We start from the raw sequence: 16,099 nt of genomic DNA on the forward strand, positions 1-16,099 counted from the left end.
AAGCGCTTTTTTTATGTTTTAAAATAAGTAGTTGATTCCTAAACCAAATACTTCTCTGGTTTGAAATCCTTGAAAAGCATTGTCGTCATAAATCGCTTGAAAGGATAAATTGGTCGACAGGAATTTATTAATTTTCATTACAATGTTTAATGAATAATCGATGTCTACATTCTGAGGGTCCTCTAAGTAATTAGAATATAAGTTTAAAATGTTTTCGGCAGAAACATTTGTCATAATATTAAGTTTATAATACGCCGAAGCATAGAAACCTAACTCGTAACGCATCGTTTTGTTCGCTTTAACGCCAAAATAAGATTCATCTACATATCCAACTTCAGAAGTATATAACTTGTCTACAAAAGTCATTTTTGAGGTTACAGGAGCGAAGTTTAATTTTAGATTGTCATCTTTCTTCCAGAAAATACCTGGACCAAAAGTAAGATAACCCGGAGACATGAAATTAGTGTTCTCAGTTCTTATTTCAGCACCATTTGCATCTTGTCCGTAAACATATCCTTTGGTAAACTGAGTTCTGAAATTACCAAAAAAGGAGTAATACCAATTTCCGAATGCCCTTTTTCCGTAAATAGAATTAATCTCTAAACGGTCATCTGTTTTTTTCTCAAAATCAGAATTCTCGGTTTGTAATATACCATAAGAAGCCAGGATTTTATTGTCCCAACTGATGTCATCTTTCTTGTAGTTGATGTTGTAATTAAGCCCTAAGTTTCCTGATACATTATTTTCACCACCAGCAATCCAGTTATTAAAATTAGATTGGTTAAAAAGGAATGAGATATTCCCTGTGCTTTTCCATCCATTTCCTGTTGTATCGGATATGAATTTTACCGCTTTTTCTGTGTTTTTTACTAATTCTTTTTCAGTGTTCTGTGCCTCAACAAACGTTAAGCTTGTTAGGAAGATAAAAAGGAGTTGAAGAAGATTTTTCATATGATCCTGTTTAAAAGTTGATTTAAACAAATATACTAAAAACCTTGAAGTTGTTAAAACTTACTCAATTTTATTTGTAATTTATTTCTTATTTTCTTTATATAAAGGCACGGCAGAGCACGCTTCGCCATACATGATACTTCTGGCAAAAGGTTGTAAATAGTGTGCCGCCAAGATGTAAGCACGTGTAGGGACAGGTTTTTTAGAACATCCTTTTATAATAACAGGTTTGCTTTTATATGCAGTATAATCCAGCTCGCGCAAGATTTCTTCGTACAAACTAGCATCAAGATCTTCTAATGTGCCATCAACAATTTTTTTAGCAAATGGAGCTAATTGCACAGCAACCAAAATTGAAGCCCAAGCAGGAACTATCGCATCTGTGCTGCAATTAATTGCTACATAAGCATCTTGGTATTGTGACCAATTGTGGTTTTTAAGGTGTTCGCGAAAGTCTTTTTCTTTTAATAGAAAACCTTCCAGAAGCCATTGCGAAATATCAATTTGCGCACGTAATCCTTTTGGATAATAATCCTCTAGGTCAAAAACTTCCAAAGCACTATTGGCAACTTTATTGATTATTTCTTCCATTTCTTTTAGTTTTCAGTTTCAGTCTTCAGTCACAGTTAAATACTGTAAACTGAGACTGAAAACCGTTTACTTTTTAAAGCATTCCTAATTCTAATTTAGCTTCTTCGCTCATTAACTCTTTGCTCCAAGGCGGATCAAAAGTAATCTCTACTTCAGCATCTTTTACATTGTCGATAGATTTTACTTTCTCTTCAACTTCTCTTGGTAAACTTTCGGCTACTGGACAGTTTGGAGATGTAAGTGTCATTAAGATTTTTACTTCGTAATCAGTATTTACCATTACATCATAAATTAATCCTAACTCATATATATCTACAGGAATCTCAGGGTCGTATATTGTTTTTAAGATTTTTACGATTGATTCTCCTAATTCGTTAGTGTCTATTTCGTGTTCCATTTTTTCTGTTTTTGTTTTTTACTATTTAAGTCAATCAAGGGTATTGAATTAAAACTTATATAGTCTATGTGTTTTATTTTTTTGACCATGTAAGTTATTTAAGAAAATATAAGTATTGCTTAAATGATTACAAATTTTATTAGTCGTTAAGGTATCTGTATAATTCATTAACATATGTTTTTTGTCCCTCGTGATAAATATTAGTCACATTAAAGTTTATCATCAATCCGATTGGAGCTTTTAAAAGTTTCATATAAGTCATCAATTTGGCAACATGAACGGGTAAAGTTTTATCTGTTGCTTTCAATTCTAAAATTAAACAGTTTTCAATGAATAAATCACATCTTAAATCTGATTCTAATTTTAAACCTTTGTATTCAATTGGAATTGTTAGTTCAGATTTAAAATTTATATTTCTCAATGATAATTCTTTAATCATGCATTTATGATATATACTTTCTAATAATCCCGGACCTATATTTTTATGAACTTCTATCGCCGCTCCGTTAACTTGATAGATTAAATCTGTTAAATATTTCTTCGTTAGCATTTTTTAGCAATAATAAGAAATATTAAAGTAAGATTAAACCTGTTTTTTTATTTATCTAAGCATATAAGTAAAACTTAAATGAACTTATATAACTTATATGGTTTAGAAAGTTTTTATTTCTTGACCTCTATGCCAAAAGTAAGACTAAGACTTAAATGAGCTTATATAGTATAAGATATTTAATTTTTGTTTTTCGAGTCGAATGCCAAAGCGTACATTTTGATGTTTTTAATCATCGAAACCAAACCGTTTGCACGTGTTGCAGATAAATGCTCTTTTAGTCCAATTGCATCAATAAAATCAACATCTGCTTTTAAGATATCTTCTGCTTTCTGATTTGAGAAAGCTCTAATTAAGATTGCAATGATTCCTTTGGTTAAAATAGCGTCACTATCAGCAGTAAAAACAATTTTATCATCATTCTGTTCGCCTTGTAACCAAACTTTCGATTGGCAGCCTTTAATTAGATTTTCGTCTGTTTTATATTCTTCTTTTATTAACGGAAGATTTTTGCCTAGTTCGATAATGTATTCATAACGTTGCATCCAATCGTCGAACATGGAGAACTCGTCGACTATTTCGTCTTGTATTTCTTTTATTGTCATGTTATTCTTGCGTAAAAGCAACTAATAAAGTTACTAATTTTTCTATTTCTGTTGGCGGAAAACCATCGTCAAATCCTTTAGTTTCATAGGTCTTTCCGTTTTGTGTTATTTTTAAATTTGCAATGGCAGCTCCATCATGAAAACGTTTTTCGGTAGGTGCTTTTAAATTTGGAATTGCCTCTAAATTTATTTTTTTAAATTCAGAAGTAATTTTTGCCCATTGCATTCCATTGATTTTGTTGGTAGCAGATTCTTCACCTCTGCTTTTTGTGATAGTAACCATTTGGTCTTTTACCACAACCTTCAGATAATAACCTCGCGACATAGCCGAATATTCTATCTGTGTTGTACTCATATCTGTATTCTTTTGGCTAGTACAGCTGTTTCCTATAAAAATTGTCAGAAGTAAAAAAGATAGTATTTTCATATGTCGTGTTGTTAAGATAGCATTGTTTTAGCTTTTTTCACTGCTTCGACCATTAAATCAATTTCTTCTTTTGTATTATAAAAAGAGAAAGATGCTCTAACAGTTCCCGGAATTTCAAAGTAATTCATAATCGGTTGAGTACAATGATGTCCTGTTCGTACTGCAATTCCTAATTTATCAATTATCGAACCAATATCATATGGGTGAATTCCGTCGATATTAAATGAGATAACCGAAGCTTTTTCTTTACCAGTACCATAAATTCTTAAACCTTCAATTTCAAGTAACTGTTTTGTAGCATGAGCTAATAATTTATTTTCTTGTTGTTGAATATTCTCAAAACCTACGCTATTCATGTAATCTACCGCAGTTCCTAAAACAATTCCGCCAGCAATATTTGGTGTTCCGGCTTCAAATTTATGAGGAAGATCAGCATAAGTAGTTTTTTCGAAAGTAACTTCTTTAATCATTTCACCACCACCTTGATAAGGAGGTAATTTATTTAGCCAACTTTCTTTTCCGTATAAAATTCCAGTTCCGGTTGGTCCACACATTTTATGTCCTGAAAAAGCATAAAAGTCACAATCTAAATCCTGAACATCAGGTTTTAAATGTGGAACGGCTTGTGCACCATCTATTAGAACTGCTGCGCCAACTGCATGAGCTTTCTCAATCATATGTTTTATCGGATTGATTGTTCCCAATGCATTCGAAATATGATTTACAGTTACAATCTTGGTTTTATCTGATAATAAAGATTCGTATGCAGTGATGTTAAGTTCTCCAGACTGAGTCATCGGAATCACTTTAAGAATAGCACCAGTTTTCTCACACAACATTTGCCAAGGCACAATATTACTGTGATGCTCTAACGCCGAAACCAGTACTTCATCTCCAGGTTTTAATATAGAAGCAAAACCATTTGCGACTAAATTAATTCCGTGAGTTGTTCCCGAAGTAAATAGTACTTCGTGCAAAAGTTTGGCATTAATATGATGTTGGATTTTTACTCTTGAAATTTCGTAAGCATCGGTTGCTAACTGGCTCAAAGTATGTACTCCACGGTGTATGTTTGCATTAATTTCTTGGTAATATTTTGAAATTGCATCAATCACAACTTGTGGTTTTTGTGATGTTGCTCCGTTATCAAAGTATACCAAAGGTTTCCCGTTTACTTTTTGTGAAAGTATCGGAAACTCAGCTCTTATTTTATGAATATCTAGCATATCTTATTTAGAAAAATTCTACATACAAAAGTACTAAAACAAAATTGTTTTAAGTAGCAATTGCTAAATTTCCTTTTCTGGTTTTAGATAATCACATTAAATACAATGTTGTCTTGCTAATTTGATATTTTTTAGAGGTTTGTATTTGATTTTGAATGGATTCAAAGTTAATTTGTGAAGAAATTATAATTATATTGCAGTGTAAATTAACCTGTACAATTATGAAAAAAATCTTAAAACTACTTGTTCTTCTTCTGGTTATCATTGTTATTTATTTCAGATTTACTACTTATCCCAAACTCGATTTGATTTCTGGCTTTACTTCAAAAAGTATTGCATCATGTCATTTTATCGATAATCGTTCGCTGGAATCTATAGAAAAAGGAGATAATGATATTCCTTTACTCGACTTGGCTACAAGTAAAATTAATGAAGAAGGGAAATTTGCTACATCAAATGTTTACGGATTAAAAGAGCGAAAAGCTATTTACCGTGAAGGTATCGGTGCTACATTAATTAATGATAATTTTGATGAATCTAAACCATATGAAGTTCCTAAAAGGACGAAGTTGGTGAATAATTTACCATTCCCTTATGGGAATAATGAACCGAAAGATACCTTGTTTTCTAATATAGATTATGCAAAATTAAATAAAGCTGTCGCAAACGCTTTTGATGCTTCAGGAGGAAAAACGAAAAGAACACGATCGGTTTTGGTTTTGTATAAAGATAAATTGATTACTGAAAAATACGAGTCAGGTTTTACCAAAAACAGTAAATTACTTGGTTGGTCTATGACTAAAAGTATTACTGGAACTATGTTTGGAGTTCTGCAAAAGCAAAAAAAGTTTGATATTTATAAACCAGCTCCAATAGCCGAATGGCAAAATGATGGGCGTAAAGTTATTACAACCAACGATTTGCTTCATATGAACTCGGGCTTAGAATGGGTAGAGAATTACAATACAATTTGTGATGCTACTATTATGCTTTTTGAATCTGAAGATATGGCAAAAGTGCAGTTAGAAAAACCAGCTTTGTTTAAGCCTAATACACACTGGAATTATTCTTCGGGAACTAGCAATTTGCTATCGGCTATTTTGAGAAAACAATTTAAGACACATCAGGAATATCTGGATTTTTGGTATTCGGCTTTAATAGATAAAATCGGAATGAACTCTGCAGTTATCGAAACGGATATGGTTGGGAATTATGTAGGTTCGTCATATGCTTGGGCTACAACAAGAGATTGGTCGAAATTAGGTTTGTTATATTTGCATAAAGGAAACTGGAATGGAGAGCAAATTCTTGACGAAAGTTGGGTGAAATATGTATCTACACCGACCAATACATCAAATGGTGATTACGGAGCTCAATTTTGGTTAAATGCCGGTGGAAAGTATAAAGATGCGCCACGAGATATGTTTTATTGTAGCGGTTTTCAAGGTCAGAAAGTATTTATTATTCCATCTTTGGATTTAGTAATAGTAAGAATGGGCTTGACAGATGATCTTGAATTTGATTTTAATGTATTTTTGAAGGAGGTAGTTTCTTCCATTAAATAAAAAATTAACCGCAAAGTTCGCAAAGTAAAAGAAATCGCAAAGGGCGCAGAGTTTAATTACTAAACTTAGCGCCCTTTGCGTAAACCTTTGTGAACTTTGCGGTTAAATTTCACAAAAAAAAGACCGCAAAGCATATAAACTTTGCGGTCTTTGTGTAAACCTTTGCGAACTTTGCGGTTAAATCATTTGCAGAGCTTGCAGTTAAATTCTATTATAAATCAAATCCCATTTTTACACCTAGTTTGCTAGCTATAATCGTAGTGATTCGTTTTTTTAATTCTGGTATTTTGATGCTTTCGATAACGGCATTCGAGAATGCATACATTAACAATGCTTTGGCTTCTTTTTGAGGGATTCCACGAGATTGCATGTAGAACATAGCTGTTTCGTCTAGTTGTCCAACTGTACAACCATGAGAGCATTTTACATCATCGGCAAAAATCTCTAATTGTGGTTTTGCATTTATAGTTGCTTTATCACTCAATAAGATATTGTTGCTTTTTTGGAACGCATTTGTTTTTTGCGCTTCTTTTTCAACCAATACTTTTCCGTTGAAAACACCTATTGAACGGTCTGTAAAGATTCCTTTGTAATCCTGGAAACTTTCGCAATTTGGAGTAGAGTGTTTTACTAAAGTATAATGATCGACGTGTTGTTTCTCGCCAATAATTGTTATTCCGTTTAACGTACTTGTTAACCTTTCTCCAAAGTGATAGAAATTCAGATTGTTTCGGGTTAAGTTTCCGCCAAAAGAAAATGTGTGAACCGATGCATGACTTTCTTGTTGTTGTGAAACATAAGTATTGTCAATCAAATTGGCTTCGCTATTATCATTTTGAATCTTGTAATAATCAATAATGGCACGTTTTTCAGTAAAAATCTCTGTAACAGCATTGGTTAAAACAGGATTCTCATTTAAACTTTGGTGGCGTTCAATAATTTGTACATGTGAATTTTCACCCACAATTACCAAGTTTCTTGGTTGAACCATAAGTGCAGCTTCATTCCCTGTTGAGAAATACATGATTTCAATAGGTTTAGCAGCTACTTTCTTTTTAGGGATATTGATATAAGCTCCTTCAATTGCAAATGCAGTGTTTAAAGAAGTTAAACTGTCTTCTTTATTAGCGATTTGATTAAAGTACTTATCAATAACCATTTTATATTTAGGTTTGGTTAATGCCGAAGACATCAAACAAACATCAATTCCATCATGTGTGGTAGAAGATAAATGCGAGCTAAAAACACCATCAATAAAAACTACTTTATAAGTGTCTATTTCATGTAAGAAGTATTTCTTTACATGATTAAATTCGATTGCATTTTCTTGTTTCGGAAATACTGTAAAGTCATTTTTTAGGATGGCATTTAACGATGTATATTTCCAAGCTTCTTCTTTTTTAGTTGGGAAACCTTTATTTTCGAAGTTTTTTATCGCTTGTGTTCTGATTTCGTGAAGATCTGAATTGACATCAACACTTTCTTCAAAAGCCATAAAAGACGATACTAATTTTTCTTTTAAATCCATTTTTGTTAGTTGTAAGTTATGAGTTATAAGTTATGAGTTTTGCAAACTGTAAACTGTAACTGCAAACTAATTTTCTGCTTTAATCCAGTCGTATCCTTTTTCTTCAAGCTCGTAAGCCAATTCTTTTCCTCCAGATTTTACAATTTTTCCGTTGTAAAGTACGTGAACGAAATCAGGAACGATATAGTCTAGTAGACGTTGGTAGTGTGTGATAACAATAATTGCATTTTTGTCGCTTTTTAGTTTGTTAACACCATTAGCAACGATTCTTAACGCATCGATATCTAAACCTGAATCTGTTTCGTCAAGGATTGCTAGTTTTGGCTCCAACATTGCCATTTGAAAAATTTCATTACGTTTTTTCTCTCCACCAGAAAAACCTTCGTTAAGAGAACGTGATAAAAACTTACGGTCAATTTCTAATAATTCAGATTTCTCGCGAATTACTTTCAACATTTCGTTAGCTGGCATTTCCTCTTGTCCGTTTGCTTTGCGAGTCTCATTGATTGCAGTTCTCATAAAGTTAGTTACACTAACTCCTGGGATTTCTACAGGATATTGAAAAGAAAGGAAAACACCTTTGTGTGCTCTTTCTTCTGGTGCTAAATCGGCTAAATCTTCTCCGTCAAGAAAAACCTCACCTTGTGTTACTTCGTAGTTTTCGTTTCCGGCAATTACTGCCGAAAGGGTACTTTTTCCAGAACCGTTTGGTCCCATGATGGCATGTACTTCGCCAGCTTTAACTTCTATGTTTATTCCTTTAAGAATTTCTTTATCGCCAATTGAGGCGTGAAGGTTTTTTATTGATAACATGTTTTCTTTGTTTAAGGTTTAAAGTTTAAAGTTCCCGTGTTTACTGAAACTTTGTTCCTTTAAAATCTTTCTTGTTTAAATATGATATAAAATTGTTTATTCTTCCAATTAGATTTTCAAAATCTTTTTTCAGGATTTCAAATTTATCTACGTTAATATAATTATAATCAAAAGCTCGGTATAATTGAGATCTCGTTTCTCCGGCAGAACCTTTTGCAATCGATAAAAATTGTCTAAATTCTAAATTACCGTTTCTTTCAAATCCTTCAGCAATGTTATCCATTATTGAACCTGATGATGCTTTTATTTGATCTCTAAATCTAAAATCATTTTTCAATTCGGTTTCAGTAGCAATAATCTGAATTTCTTTGGCTAATCTTCGAGCTTCTTGCCAAATGTCTAAATCTTCAAATCTTGTTATTGTTGCCATTTATATTTTGTTTAAAGTTATATTCGAAGTTTAAAGCAGTTTTAAAACTTTAAACTTTAAACTTTAAACAATTTCTATCCTACAGAACCTTCCAAAGAAATTTCTAATAATTTTTGTGCCTCTACAGCAAATTCCATTGGAAGTTTATTTAAAACGTCTTTACTAAAACCATTTACGATTAATGCAATTGCTTTTTCAGTTGGAATTCCACGTTGGTTACAGTAAAATACTTGGTCTTCACCAATTTTACTTGTTGTAGCTTCGTGTTCTATTTTTGCAGAAGGATTTTTACTTTCGATATAAGGAAAAGTGTGTGCACCGCAATTGTTACCCATTAAAAGGGAGTCACATTGAGAAAAGTTTCTAGCATTATCTGCTCGAGCACTTATTTGCACTAATCCGCGGTAGCTGTTTTGTGATTTTCCAGCCGAAATACCTTTTGAAATGATAGTCGATTTAGTATTTTTTCCTAAATGAATCATTTTTGTTCCAGTATCCGCTTGTTGGTGATTATTGGTAACGGCAATCGAATAAAATTCACCTACCGAATTGTCGCCTTTTAAAACACAAGAAGGATATTTCCAAGTAACGGCAGAACCAGTTTCAACCTGAGTCCATGAAATTTTTGCGTTAGTTTCGCATAAACCTCTTTTGGTTACAAAATTAAAAACCCCACCTTTTCCTTCTTTATTTCCTGGATACCAGTTTTGAACAGTCGAGTATTTAATTTCAGCATCATCAAGAGCGATTAATTCTACTACAGCAGCGTGTAATTGATTTTCGTCACGGCTTGGTGCTGTACAACCTTCCAGGTATGATACATAGCTTCCTTCGTCAGCAATAACCAATGTTCTTTCGAATTGTCCTGTTCCTGCTTGATTGATTCGAAAATAAGTTGAAAGTTCCATTGGGCAACGAACGCCTTTTGGAATATAACAGAATGAACCATCTGAGAATACTGCAGAATTTAATGCAGCATAAAAATTGTCTTTTTGTGGTACAACTGTTCCTAAATATTTACGAACTAATTCTGGATGCTCTTTAATTGCTTCTGAAATTGGGCAAAAAATAATACCTTTTTCTCCCAATGTTTTTTTGAAAGTAGTTGCAACAGAAACAGAATCGACAACAATATCCATAGCGACATTGTTCATCATTTTTTGTTCATCGACAGAGATTCCTAACTTTTTGTACATTTCTAAAAGTTCCGGATCAACATCGTCTAATGTTTTATTTGGATCTACTTGTTTAGGAGCAGAATAATATGAAATAGCCTGGAAATCGGGTTTTTGATAATGTACATTAGCCCATTCTGGTTCAATCATTTCTTCCCATGCACGAAAAGCTTCAATACGCCAATCGGTCATCCATTGAGGTTCTTCTTTTTTTAGAGAAATGGCACGAACTATGTCTTCGTTTAGCCCAATAGGAAACGTATCCGATTCTATATTTGTATAAAATCCGTATTCGTATTCTTTAGTTTCGAGTTCGATTTTTAAATCGTCTTCTGTGTATTTGCTCATTGTTTTTTTATTGAAAGATTTAAAAATTGAAGGATTTAAATATCAAAATCACTTACGCAATTTTTAAATCTTTAAATTTTGCAATCATTTAATTATTTATAGAGAAAAAGATTCTCCACAACCACAAGTTCTGCTTGCGTTTGGATTATTAAATACAAATCCTTTTCCGTTTAATCCACCTGAGAACTCTAATATTGTTCCAGCTAAATACAGAAATGATTTTTTCTCGACAGCAATAGTTATATCATTGTCTACGAATATTTTATCGTCGTCTCCTTTGGTTTTATCAAATTTTAGATCATATGATAAACCGGAGCAACCACCACTTTTCACGCCTACTCTCACGTAGTCATGTGCGGCATCAAAACCATCGTCTTGCATCAAGTCGATAATTTTCTTTTTGGCAGTATCTGAAACCTTTATCATTGTTATATAGATTATTGTCTAAATTATGGGCAAAGATACTATATAAAAACCTTTTTCCATAACGCTTAACATTTTTATAATTAATGTTAAAATAGATAAAGTCTATTTGATTTCATTTAATGCAAAAGGATTTTGTTAAATTGCAGGATTATTTAAAAAGTTTGAGGTTTTGATAATTTAAGACGCTATTTGATAGTTTTTTTGAATATATCGTGATTTTGCTTTTTTGATGTTTAATTTTATAATAAAAAATATAATGAAGTTATATCCTATAGAAACTGGAAATTTTAAATTAGATGGAGGTGCAATGTTTGGTGTTGTGCCTAAAACTATTTGGAATAAAACTAACCCAGCTGATGCTAACAATTTAATAGATATCGCCGCAAGATGTTTGCTTATTGAAGATGGTAATCGACTTATTCTGATAGATACTGGAATGGGTGATAAACAAACTGAAAAGTTTTTTGGGTATTATTCGCTTTGGGGCTCACACTCTATAGATAAATCATTGGCTCAATATGGGTTTCATCGAGATGATATTACTGATGTTTTTATGACGCATTTGCATTTTGATCATTGTGGAGGAAGTGTACAATGGAATGCTGATAAAACAGGGTATGAACCAGCGTTTAAAAATGCAAAATTCTGGAGTAACGAAAATCATTGGGAATGGGCAACGAAACCTAATGCTCGTGAGAAAGCTTCTTTCTTATCTGAGAATATTTTGCCAATGCAAGAAAGCGGTCAATTAAATTTTGTAAAAAGACCGGAAGCAGATTTTCTTCCAGCATCTGAACTTGGCTTTGGTATTTTCTTTGCCGATGGTCATACCGAAAAACAAATGATCCCGCATATTCAGTATCAAGATAAAACGATTGTTTTTTGTGCTGATTTATTGGCTACAGCCGGACATATTCCGTTGCCGTATGTTATGGGATATGATACTCGACCTTTGTTAACGCTACCTGAAAAAGCAAAATTCCTAAACGCTGCCGCAGATAATAATTACTATTTGTTTTTGGAACATGATGCACACAATCAAATTATAACTGTAGAATATACTGAAAAAGGTGTTCGCCTTAAAGATGTTTTTACTTGTGAAGAGATTCTTTAAAAGAAAACTTAAAACATAAAAAATCCCATTTTCATTATATCGAAAACGGGATTTTTTTAGTTAACTAATTGAGATTATTCTACGATAACTTTTTTAGCAGTATTTGCGCCTTCGCTTTCTAGATATACATAATAAGTACCTTTTGGTAAACCAGCCAAATGAATTACGTTGTCATTATTACCAGTGCTGAAAGTCGTTGTTTTTATCAATTTACCTAATGAATCATAAACAGTTGCTTTGTTAAGCAAAATGTTATTAATGTGTAATTCTCCTTTTGTTGGGTTTGGATAAATTACAACTTTATCGAATATTGATTCTTCGAGGCCTAATGTAGAAGAACAGCTTGTCGAATAGGTTGCTGTAGCATCTTTTTTTGTGGGCCATTTTAAGTTTGAATATGCAACATCATCTACTTGAATACAAGTTAGGTTTGGATTGTTGACAAAGTTAGAATATGTTAGGTCTAGATTAATATTGTTTCCGTTTTTTAAATTCAAATAAGTTAATTGGTTATTCTCGCAAGCCAATTCGGTTATTTTAGGATTTTTAGAGATGTCAATACTTGTAATCTGGTTGTCTAAACAATCGAGCATCTCTAATTCGGGGTTGTTTGAAGCGTCAATGGCTGTAAGGTTATTAAAATGACACATTAACCATACAAGAAGTTTGTTATTAGAAACATTTAAACTTGTTATTTGGTTGGTATTACAAACCAAAATAGTTAAAAGTGTATTGTTTGATACATTTAGGCTAGTTAATAGGTTGTTTCCACAGTCTAGTTCTGTTAATAAAGTATTGTTATTGATGTTTAAGGAGGTTAATTTATTTGAATAACTTACTAGGTTGTCTAAAACTAAATTGTTTGTTAAGTCGAGTGAACTTAATTGGTTAAACATAACATTTAAATATGTCAATTTAATGTTTTGGGAAACGTTTAAATCTGTTAGCATGTTTCTTTGGCAATCTAATCTAGTAAGTAAAGTATTTGCTTTAATATCTAAATCTGTTAATTCATTTTCGGCAACATTTAAATCAATTAGATTGATGTTTTTAGATAAATTAATTGTTGTCAATAGGTTTTTTCGACCATATAATTTGGTTAAAGAGGTGAAATCCTCAATGCCAGTTAAGTCTGAAATAGAAGAGTCGTATAGATTTAAATTAGTAATTCCAGAAATACTTGAAGTTAATACTTTCCCATCTGGCACTCCTGAATCTATATCCAAGTCGATTAATTTGTTTTCAAAATTAATATCAGGAATTTGGGTGTATTGTTGGGCATAAATAGAAAAATTAGCTAATAAAAGCGTAAAAAGTAGTTTTGTTTTCATAAAATGGTTTAAAAGTTAATGTTGCAATAATACAAATTACAAATGATTTTCTGTTAAGTTTTTTTGTACTAAAACAGCTGAGTTTTTTGATTCAAGAATATCAATTTTAGAGTTTTAAAAATGGCCTTAAAAACAGAAATCCCATTCTCGATATATATCGAGAATGGGATTTTTTAGTTTTTAACTAAAGTTGGTTACTCTACGATAACTTTTTTAGCAGTATTTGAACCTTCGCTTTCTAGATACACATAATAAATGCCTTTTGGTAAACCAGCCAAATGAATTACGTTGTCATTATTACCAGTGCTGAAAGTCGTTGTTTTTATCAATTTACCTAATGAATCATAAACAGTTGCTTTGTTAAGCAAAATGTTATTAATGTGTAATTCTCCTTTTGTTGGGTTTGGATAAATTACAACTTTATCGAATATGGATTCTTCAACGCCCAAAGTTTTACAAGTGTTTGAATAAATCGTGGTTGGTTCTTTTATATTTGACCAATTAGCGTTTGAGTATTCCTCATCATCTACCTGAATACAACCAAGCTTATTAAGACCTAGAAAGCTTGTGCTAATAGCAGTTTTTTTTCCAGCTTTTGATGGTACGATAAGTTTTGTATTATTTCCATTTCGTATGTTTAATGATACTAGCGGATTGTTTGCAATATATATGATTTTAAGATTGGTGTTTTTTGATAAATCCAATGTAGTAATTTGGTTAGAGGACGCATTAAGTGTTTCTAAAAGTAGATTTTGATTCAGGTTTAGAGTCGTTAATTGATTATTACTACAATCTAAATCCGTTAACGATGTGAAATTTTCAATACCTGCTAAATCTGAAATATTACTATTTGAAAGATTCAGAGAGGTGATCGTGCTTATATTTGAATTGGAAATTTTTCCGTTTAAGCCATCTGTATCAATTCCTAAATCAATTAATTTTTGTTCAAATTTATTGTCAGGTAGTAGTATGTATTTTGGAGAACAATCGGTACTAAAAGTTGCTTTAGCATCTTTTTTGCTTGACCAATTTGCATCAGAATATGCTACATCATCTACTTGAATACAGGTTAATTGTGGATTATAAATGAATCCCAAATTTGAACTTTTTAAAAGCATATTTTTTCCGTTTTTTAAATTAAGACTTGCTAATAATAGGTTTTCACTACAGTCGAAATTTGTTAAAGCAATATTTTTTGAAAGATCTAAATTAGTTAATTGGTTTACGCCGCAATATAATTCTGTTAAGTTAACATTCTTAGAAAGATTTAAATTTGTTAATTGATTGACCGCTACATATAAAATATTTAGAGAGACGTTCTTTTCAACATCCAGATTAGTTATTTTATTGTCACTACAATTTAAATTTGTTAAAGCAGTATTATTGGAAACATTCAAAGATGTCAACTTATTAGCATTACATTTTAAATATGTTAAAGCAGTATTTTTAGAAACATTCAAATTTGTTAGTGTGTTATTGGAGCTACAATATAAAGTTGTTAAAGCAATGTTGCTAGAGGCATCTAAACTGGTTAATTGATTGTTATCACAGCTTAAAGTTTTTAAATTTGTGTTATTAGAAATATCCAAATTTGTTAATCGATTACTGCTACAGTTTAAATATGTCAGAGCATTATTTTTGGATATGTTTAAATTTGTTAAGTAATTAGCTCTGCAATTAAGGACTTGTAAAGCGGCAAAGCTTTCAATTCCAGTTAAATCGGATATCTGGCTGGCAGATACGTCTAAGGAAGTTATAGATGAAATATTTGCGGTCATGACTTTTCCATTAATAGGACCAGAATCAAGTCCTAACGCAATTAACTTTTTCTCAAAGTTTGCGTCGGGGATTAATGTGTAAAAACTGCTTGTGTCACCAGACTCATATAAAGCGTTGATTTCTGTTGGAGTTAAAACACGATTCCAAATTCCAATATCATCTATTTTACCTTTGAAGCTTTCATCGGTAGTATCTCCAGGAATTCTTTGTCCTATCTTAAAAGTATTGCCTGTAGTGTTTAAGCTTATAAGGTTTTCAGATACAAATTCGCCATTGATAAATAATGAAGCTTTAGTTCCATCGTATGTAAGTGTGTAGAAATACCAGTCATTGTTTGAATAATCAAAGTTGTTTACATAAAAAGAGCCGTCAGAAAAAACAGGGCCATTTACTACATTGAGGTATCCCTTTGAGTAAACAGAAAGAGAAAGTCTTTGTGTTTTTGCTAAAATACCATAGTTAAAAATACAAATTTCATATTTGTCTGGGGCTGTAAAGGCATCATTTGTCTTGAACCATCCCGAAATTGTTCTTGGAGAATTGTTTTGAGGAATATTAGTTATTAGAGCATTAATATTACTGCTGATGCCATTAAAAGAGTAGGCTGTATTGGCAACTCCAAAACGATCGGTAGTTAGAGTAACATCTGTAGGATTTCCGTTGCTTCCACTTCCGCTTGCATCATTTGCATTACCATTAAAAGGGAAATAAGCAAGTAATCCGTCCTTCGGTACGTATGTTGGGACAGTAGAAGTTTGAGCATAAGTTGAGGAAAATGCCAAGAAAACAATAAAGAGTAGTTTTTTAATCATAATTTTAACTATTTGAATTAGAATATGCAAT

16 protein-coding genes are annotated in these 16,099 nt (G+C 32.0%); 2 read left to right on the top strand and 14 right to left on the bottom strand.

Features of this window, described 5'->3' with window-relative positions; all coding sequences use genetic code 11:
• Positions 1-18: 18 nt before the first annotated feature.
• The 7 genes from SHI72_RS12455 to SHI72_RS12485 form a co-directional block, all read right to left on the bottom strand.
• Positions 19-951, bottom strand: a complete 933-nt coding sequence (locus tag SHI72_RS12455) for a DUF3078 domain-containing protein (protein WP_039113594.1) — start codon at positions 949-951, stop codon at positions 19-21.
• 81 nt (positions 952-1,032) lie between these two features.
• Positions 1,033-1,542 carry a DUF2480 family protein gene (locus SHI72_RS12460; protein ID WP_039120128.1) on the bottom strand — a complete coding sequence of 170 codons (510 nt, stop codon included), beginning with the start codon at positions 1,540-1,542 and terminating at the stop codon, positions 1,033-1,035.
• Positions 1,543-1,615: 73 nt separating this feature from the next.
• The gene (locus SHI72_RS12465; protein WP_039113842.1) at positions 1,616-1,939 is read right to left on the bottom strand and encodes an SUF system Fe-S cluster assembly protein; all 324 of its coding nucleotides are present in this window, start codon (positions 1,937-1,939) and stop codon (positions 1,616-1,618) included.
• A 139-nt stretch (positions 1,940-2,078) separates the two neighbouring features.
• Positions 2,079-2,489, bottom strand: coding sequence for a GxxExxY protein (locus tag SHI72_RS12470; RefSeq protein ID WP_323490146.1), 411 nt, complete (start codon positions 2,487-2,489; stop codon positions 2,079-2,081).
• Between the two features lie 179 nt (positions 2,490-2,668).
• Positions 2,669-3,094, bottom strand: a complete 426-nt coding sequence (locus SHI72_RS12475; RefSeq protein WP_039113598.1) for a SufE family protein — start codon at positions 3,092-3,094, stop codon at positions 2,669-2,671.
• Position 3,095: 1 nt separating this feature from the next.
• Positions 3,096-3,521, bottom strand: coding sequence for a hypothetical protein (locus SHI72_RS12480; RefSeq protein ID WP_039120127.1), 426 nt, complete (start codon positions 3,519-3,521; stop codon positions 3,096-3,098).
• Between the two features lie 11 nt (positions 3,522-3,532).
• Positions 3,533-4,747 (bottom strand): cysteine desulfurase, encoded by a 1,215-nt coding sequence (locus tag SHI72_RS12485; protein WP_323490147.1) that lies wholly within the window; start codon positions 4,745-4,747, stop codon positions 3,533-3,535.
• Positions 4,748-4,968: 221 nt separating this feature from the next.
• Between SHI72_RS12485 and SHI72_RS12490 the strand changes: the two genes are divergently transcribed.
• Positions 4,969-6,312: a serine hydrolase gene (locus SHI72_RS12490; RefSeq protein ID WP_323490148.1), complete on the top strand. Its 1,344-nt coding sequence runs from the start codon at positions 4,969-4,971 to the stop codon at positions 6,310-6,312.
• A 211-nt stretch (positions 6,313-6,523) separates the two neighbouring features.
• Here the strand turns inward: SHI72_RS12490 and sufD are convergent, their stop codons facing one another.
• From sufD to SHI72_RS12515, 5 genes are all read right to left on the bottom strand, one after another.
• On the bottom strand, positions 6,524-7,840 hold the full coding sequence (sufD, locus tag SHI72_RS12495; RefSeq protein ID WP_039113603.1) for a Fe-S cluster assembly protein SufD: 1,317 nt from the start codon (positions 7,838-7,840) through the stop codon (positions 6,524-6,526).
• 66 nt (positions 7,841-7,906) lie between these two features.
• On the bottom strand, positions 7,907-8,653 hold the full coding sequence (gene sufC, locus SHI72_RS12500; RefSeq protein WP_035618340.1) for a Fe-S cluster assembly ATPase SufC: 747 nt from the start codon (positions 8,651-8,653) through the stop codon (positions 7,907-7,909).
• Between the two features lie 40 nt (positions 8,654-8,693).
• Positions 8,694-9,083: a four helix bundle protein gene (locus SHI72_RS12505; protein WP_323490149.1), complete on the bottom strand. Its 390-nt coding sequence runs from the start codon at positions 9,081-9,083 to the stop codon at positions 8,694-8,696.
• A 74-nt stretch (positions 9,084-9,157) separates the two neighbouring features.
• A complete protein-coding gene (gene sufB, locus SHI72_RS12510; RefSeq protein ID WP_039113609.1) occupies positions 9,158-10,606 on the bottom strand; it encodes a Fe-S cluster assembly protein SufB in 1,449 nt (482 codons plus the stop codon).
• A gap of 96 nt (positions 10,607-10,702) precedes the next feature.
• On the bottom strand, positions 10,703-11,032 hold the full coding sequence (locus SHI72_RS12515) for a HesB/IscA family protein (protein WP_035618328.1): 330 nt from the start codon (positions 11,030-11,032) through the stop codon (positions 10,703-10,705).
• Positions 11,033-11,288: 256 nt separating this feature from the next.
• On the opposite strand from SHI72_RS12515, the gene SHI72_RS12520 reads away from it, so the two are divergent.
• Positions 11,289-12,146, top strand: coding sequence for an MBL fold metallo-hydrolase (locus tag SHI72_RS12520; RefSeq protein WP_323490150.1), 858 nt, complete (start codon positions 11,289-11,291; stop codon positions 12,144-12,146).
• Between the two features lie 74 nt (positions 12,147-12,220).
• Here the strand turns inward: SHI72_RS12520 and SHI72_RS12525 are convergent, their stop codons facing one another.
• Positions 12,221-13,477 carry a T9SS type A sorting domain-containing protein gene (locus tag SHI72_RS12525; RefSeq protein ID WP_323490151.1) on the bottom strand — a complete coding sequence of 419 codons (1,257 nt, stop codon included), beginning with the start codon at positions 13,475-13,477 and terminating at the stop codon, positions 12,221-12,223.
• Between the two features lie 194 nt (positions 13,478-13,671).
• Positions 13,672-16,068 carry a LamG-like jellyroll fold domain-containing protein gene (locus SHI72_RS12530; protein ID WP_323490152.1) on the bottom strand — a complete coding sequence of 799 codons (2,397 nt, stop codon included), beginning with the start codon at positions 16,066-16,068 and terminating at the stop codon, positions 13,672-13,674.
• Positions 16,069-16,099 lie beyond the last annotated feature (31 nt).

The organism is Flavobacterium sp. PL02 (assembly GCF_035013205.1).
GTDB lineage: Bacteria > Bacteroidota > Bacteroidia > Flavobacteriales > Flavobacteriaceae > Flavobacterium.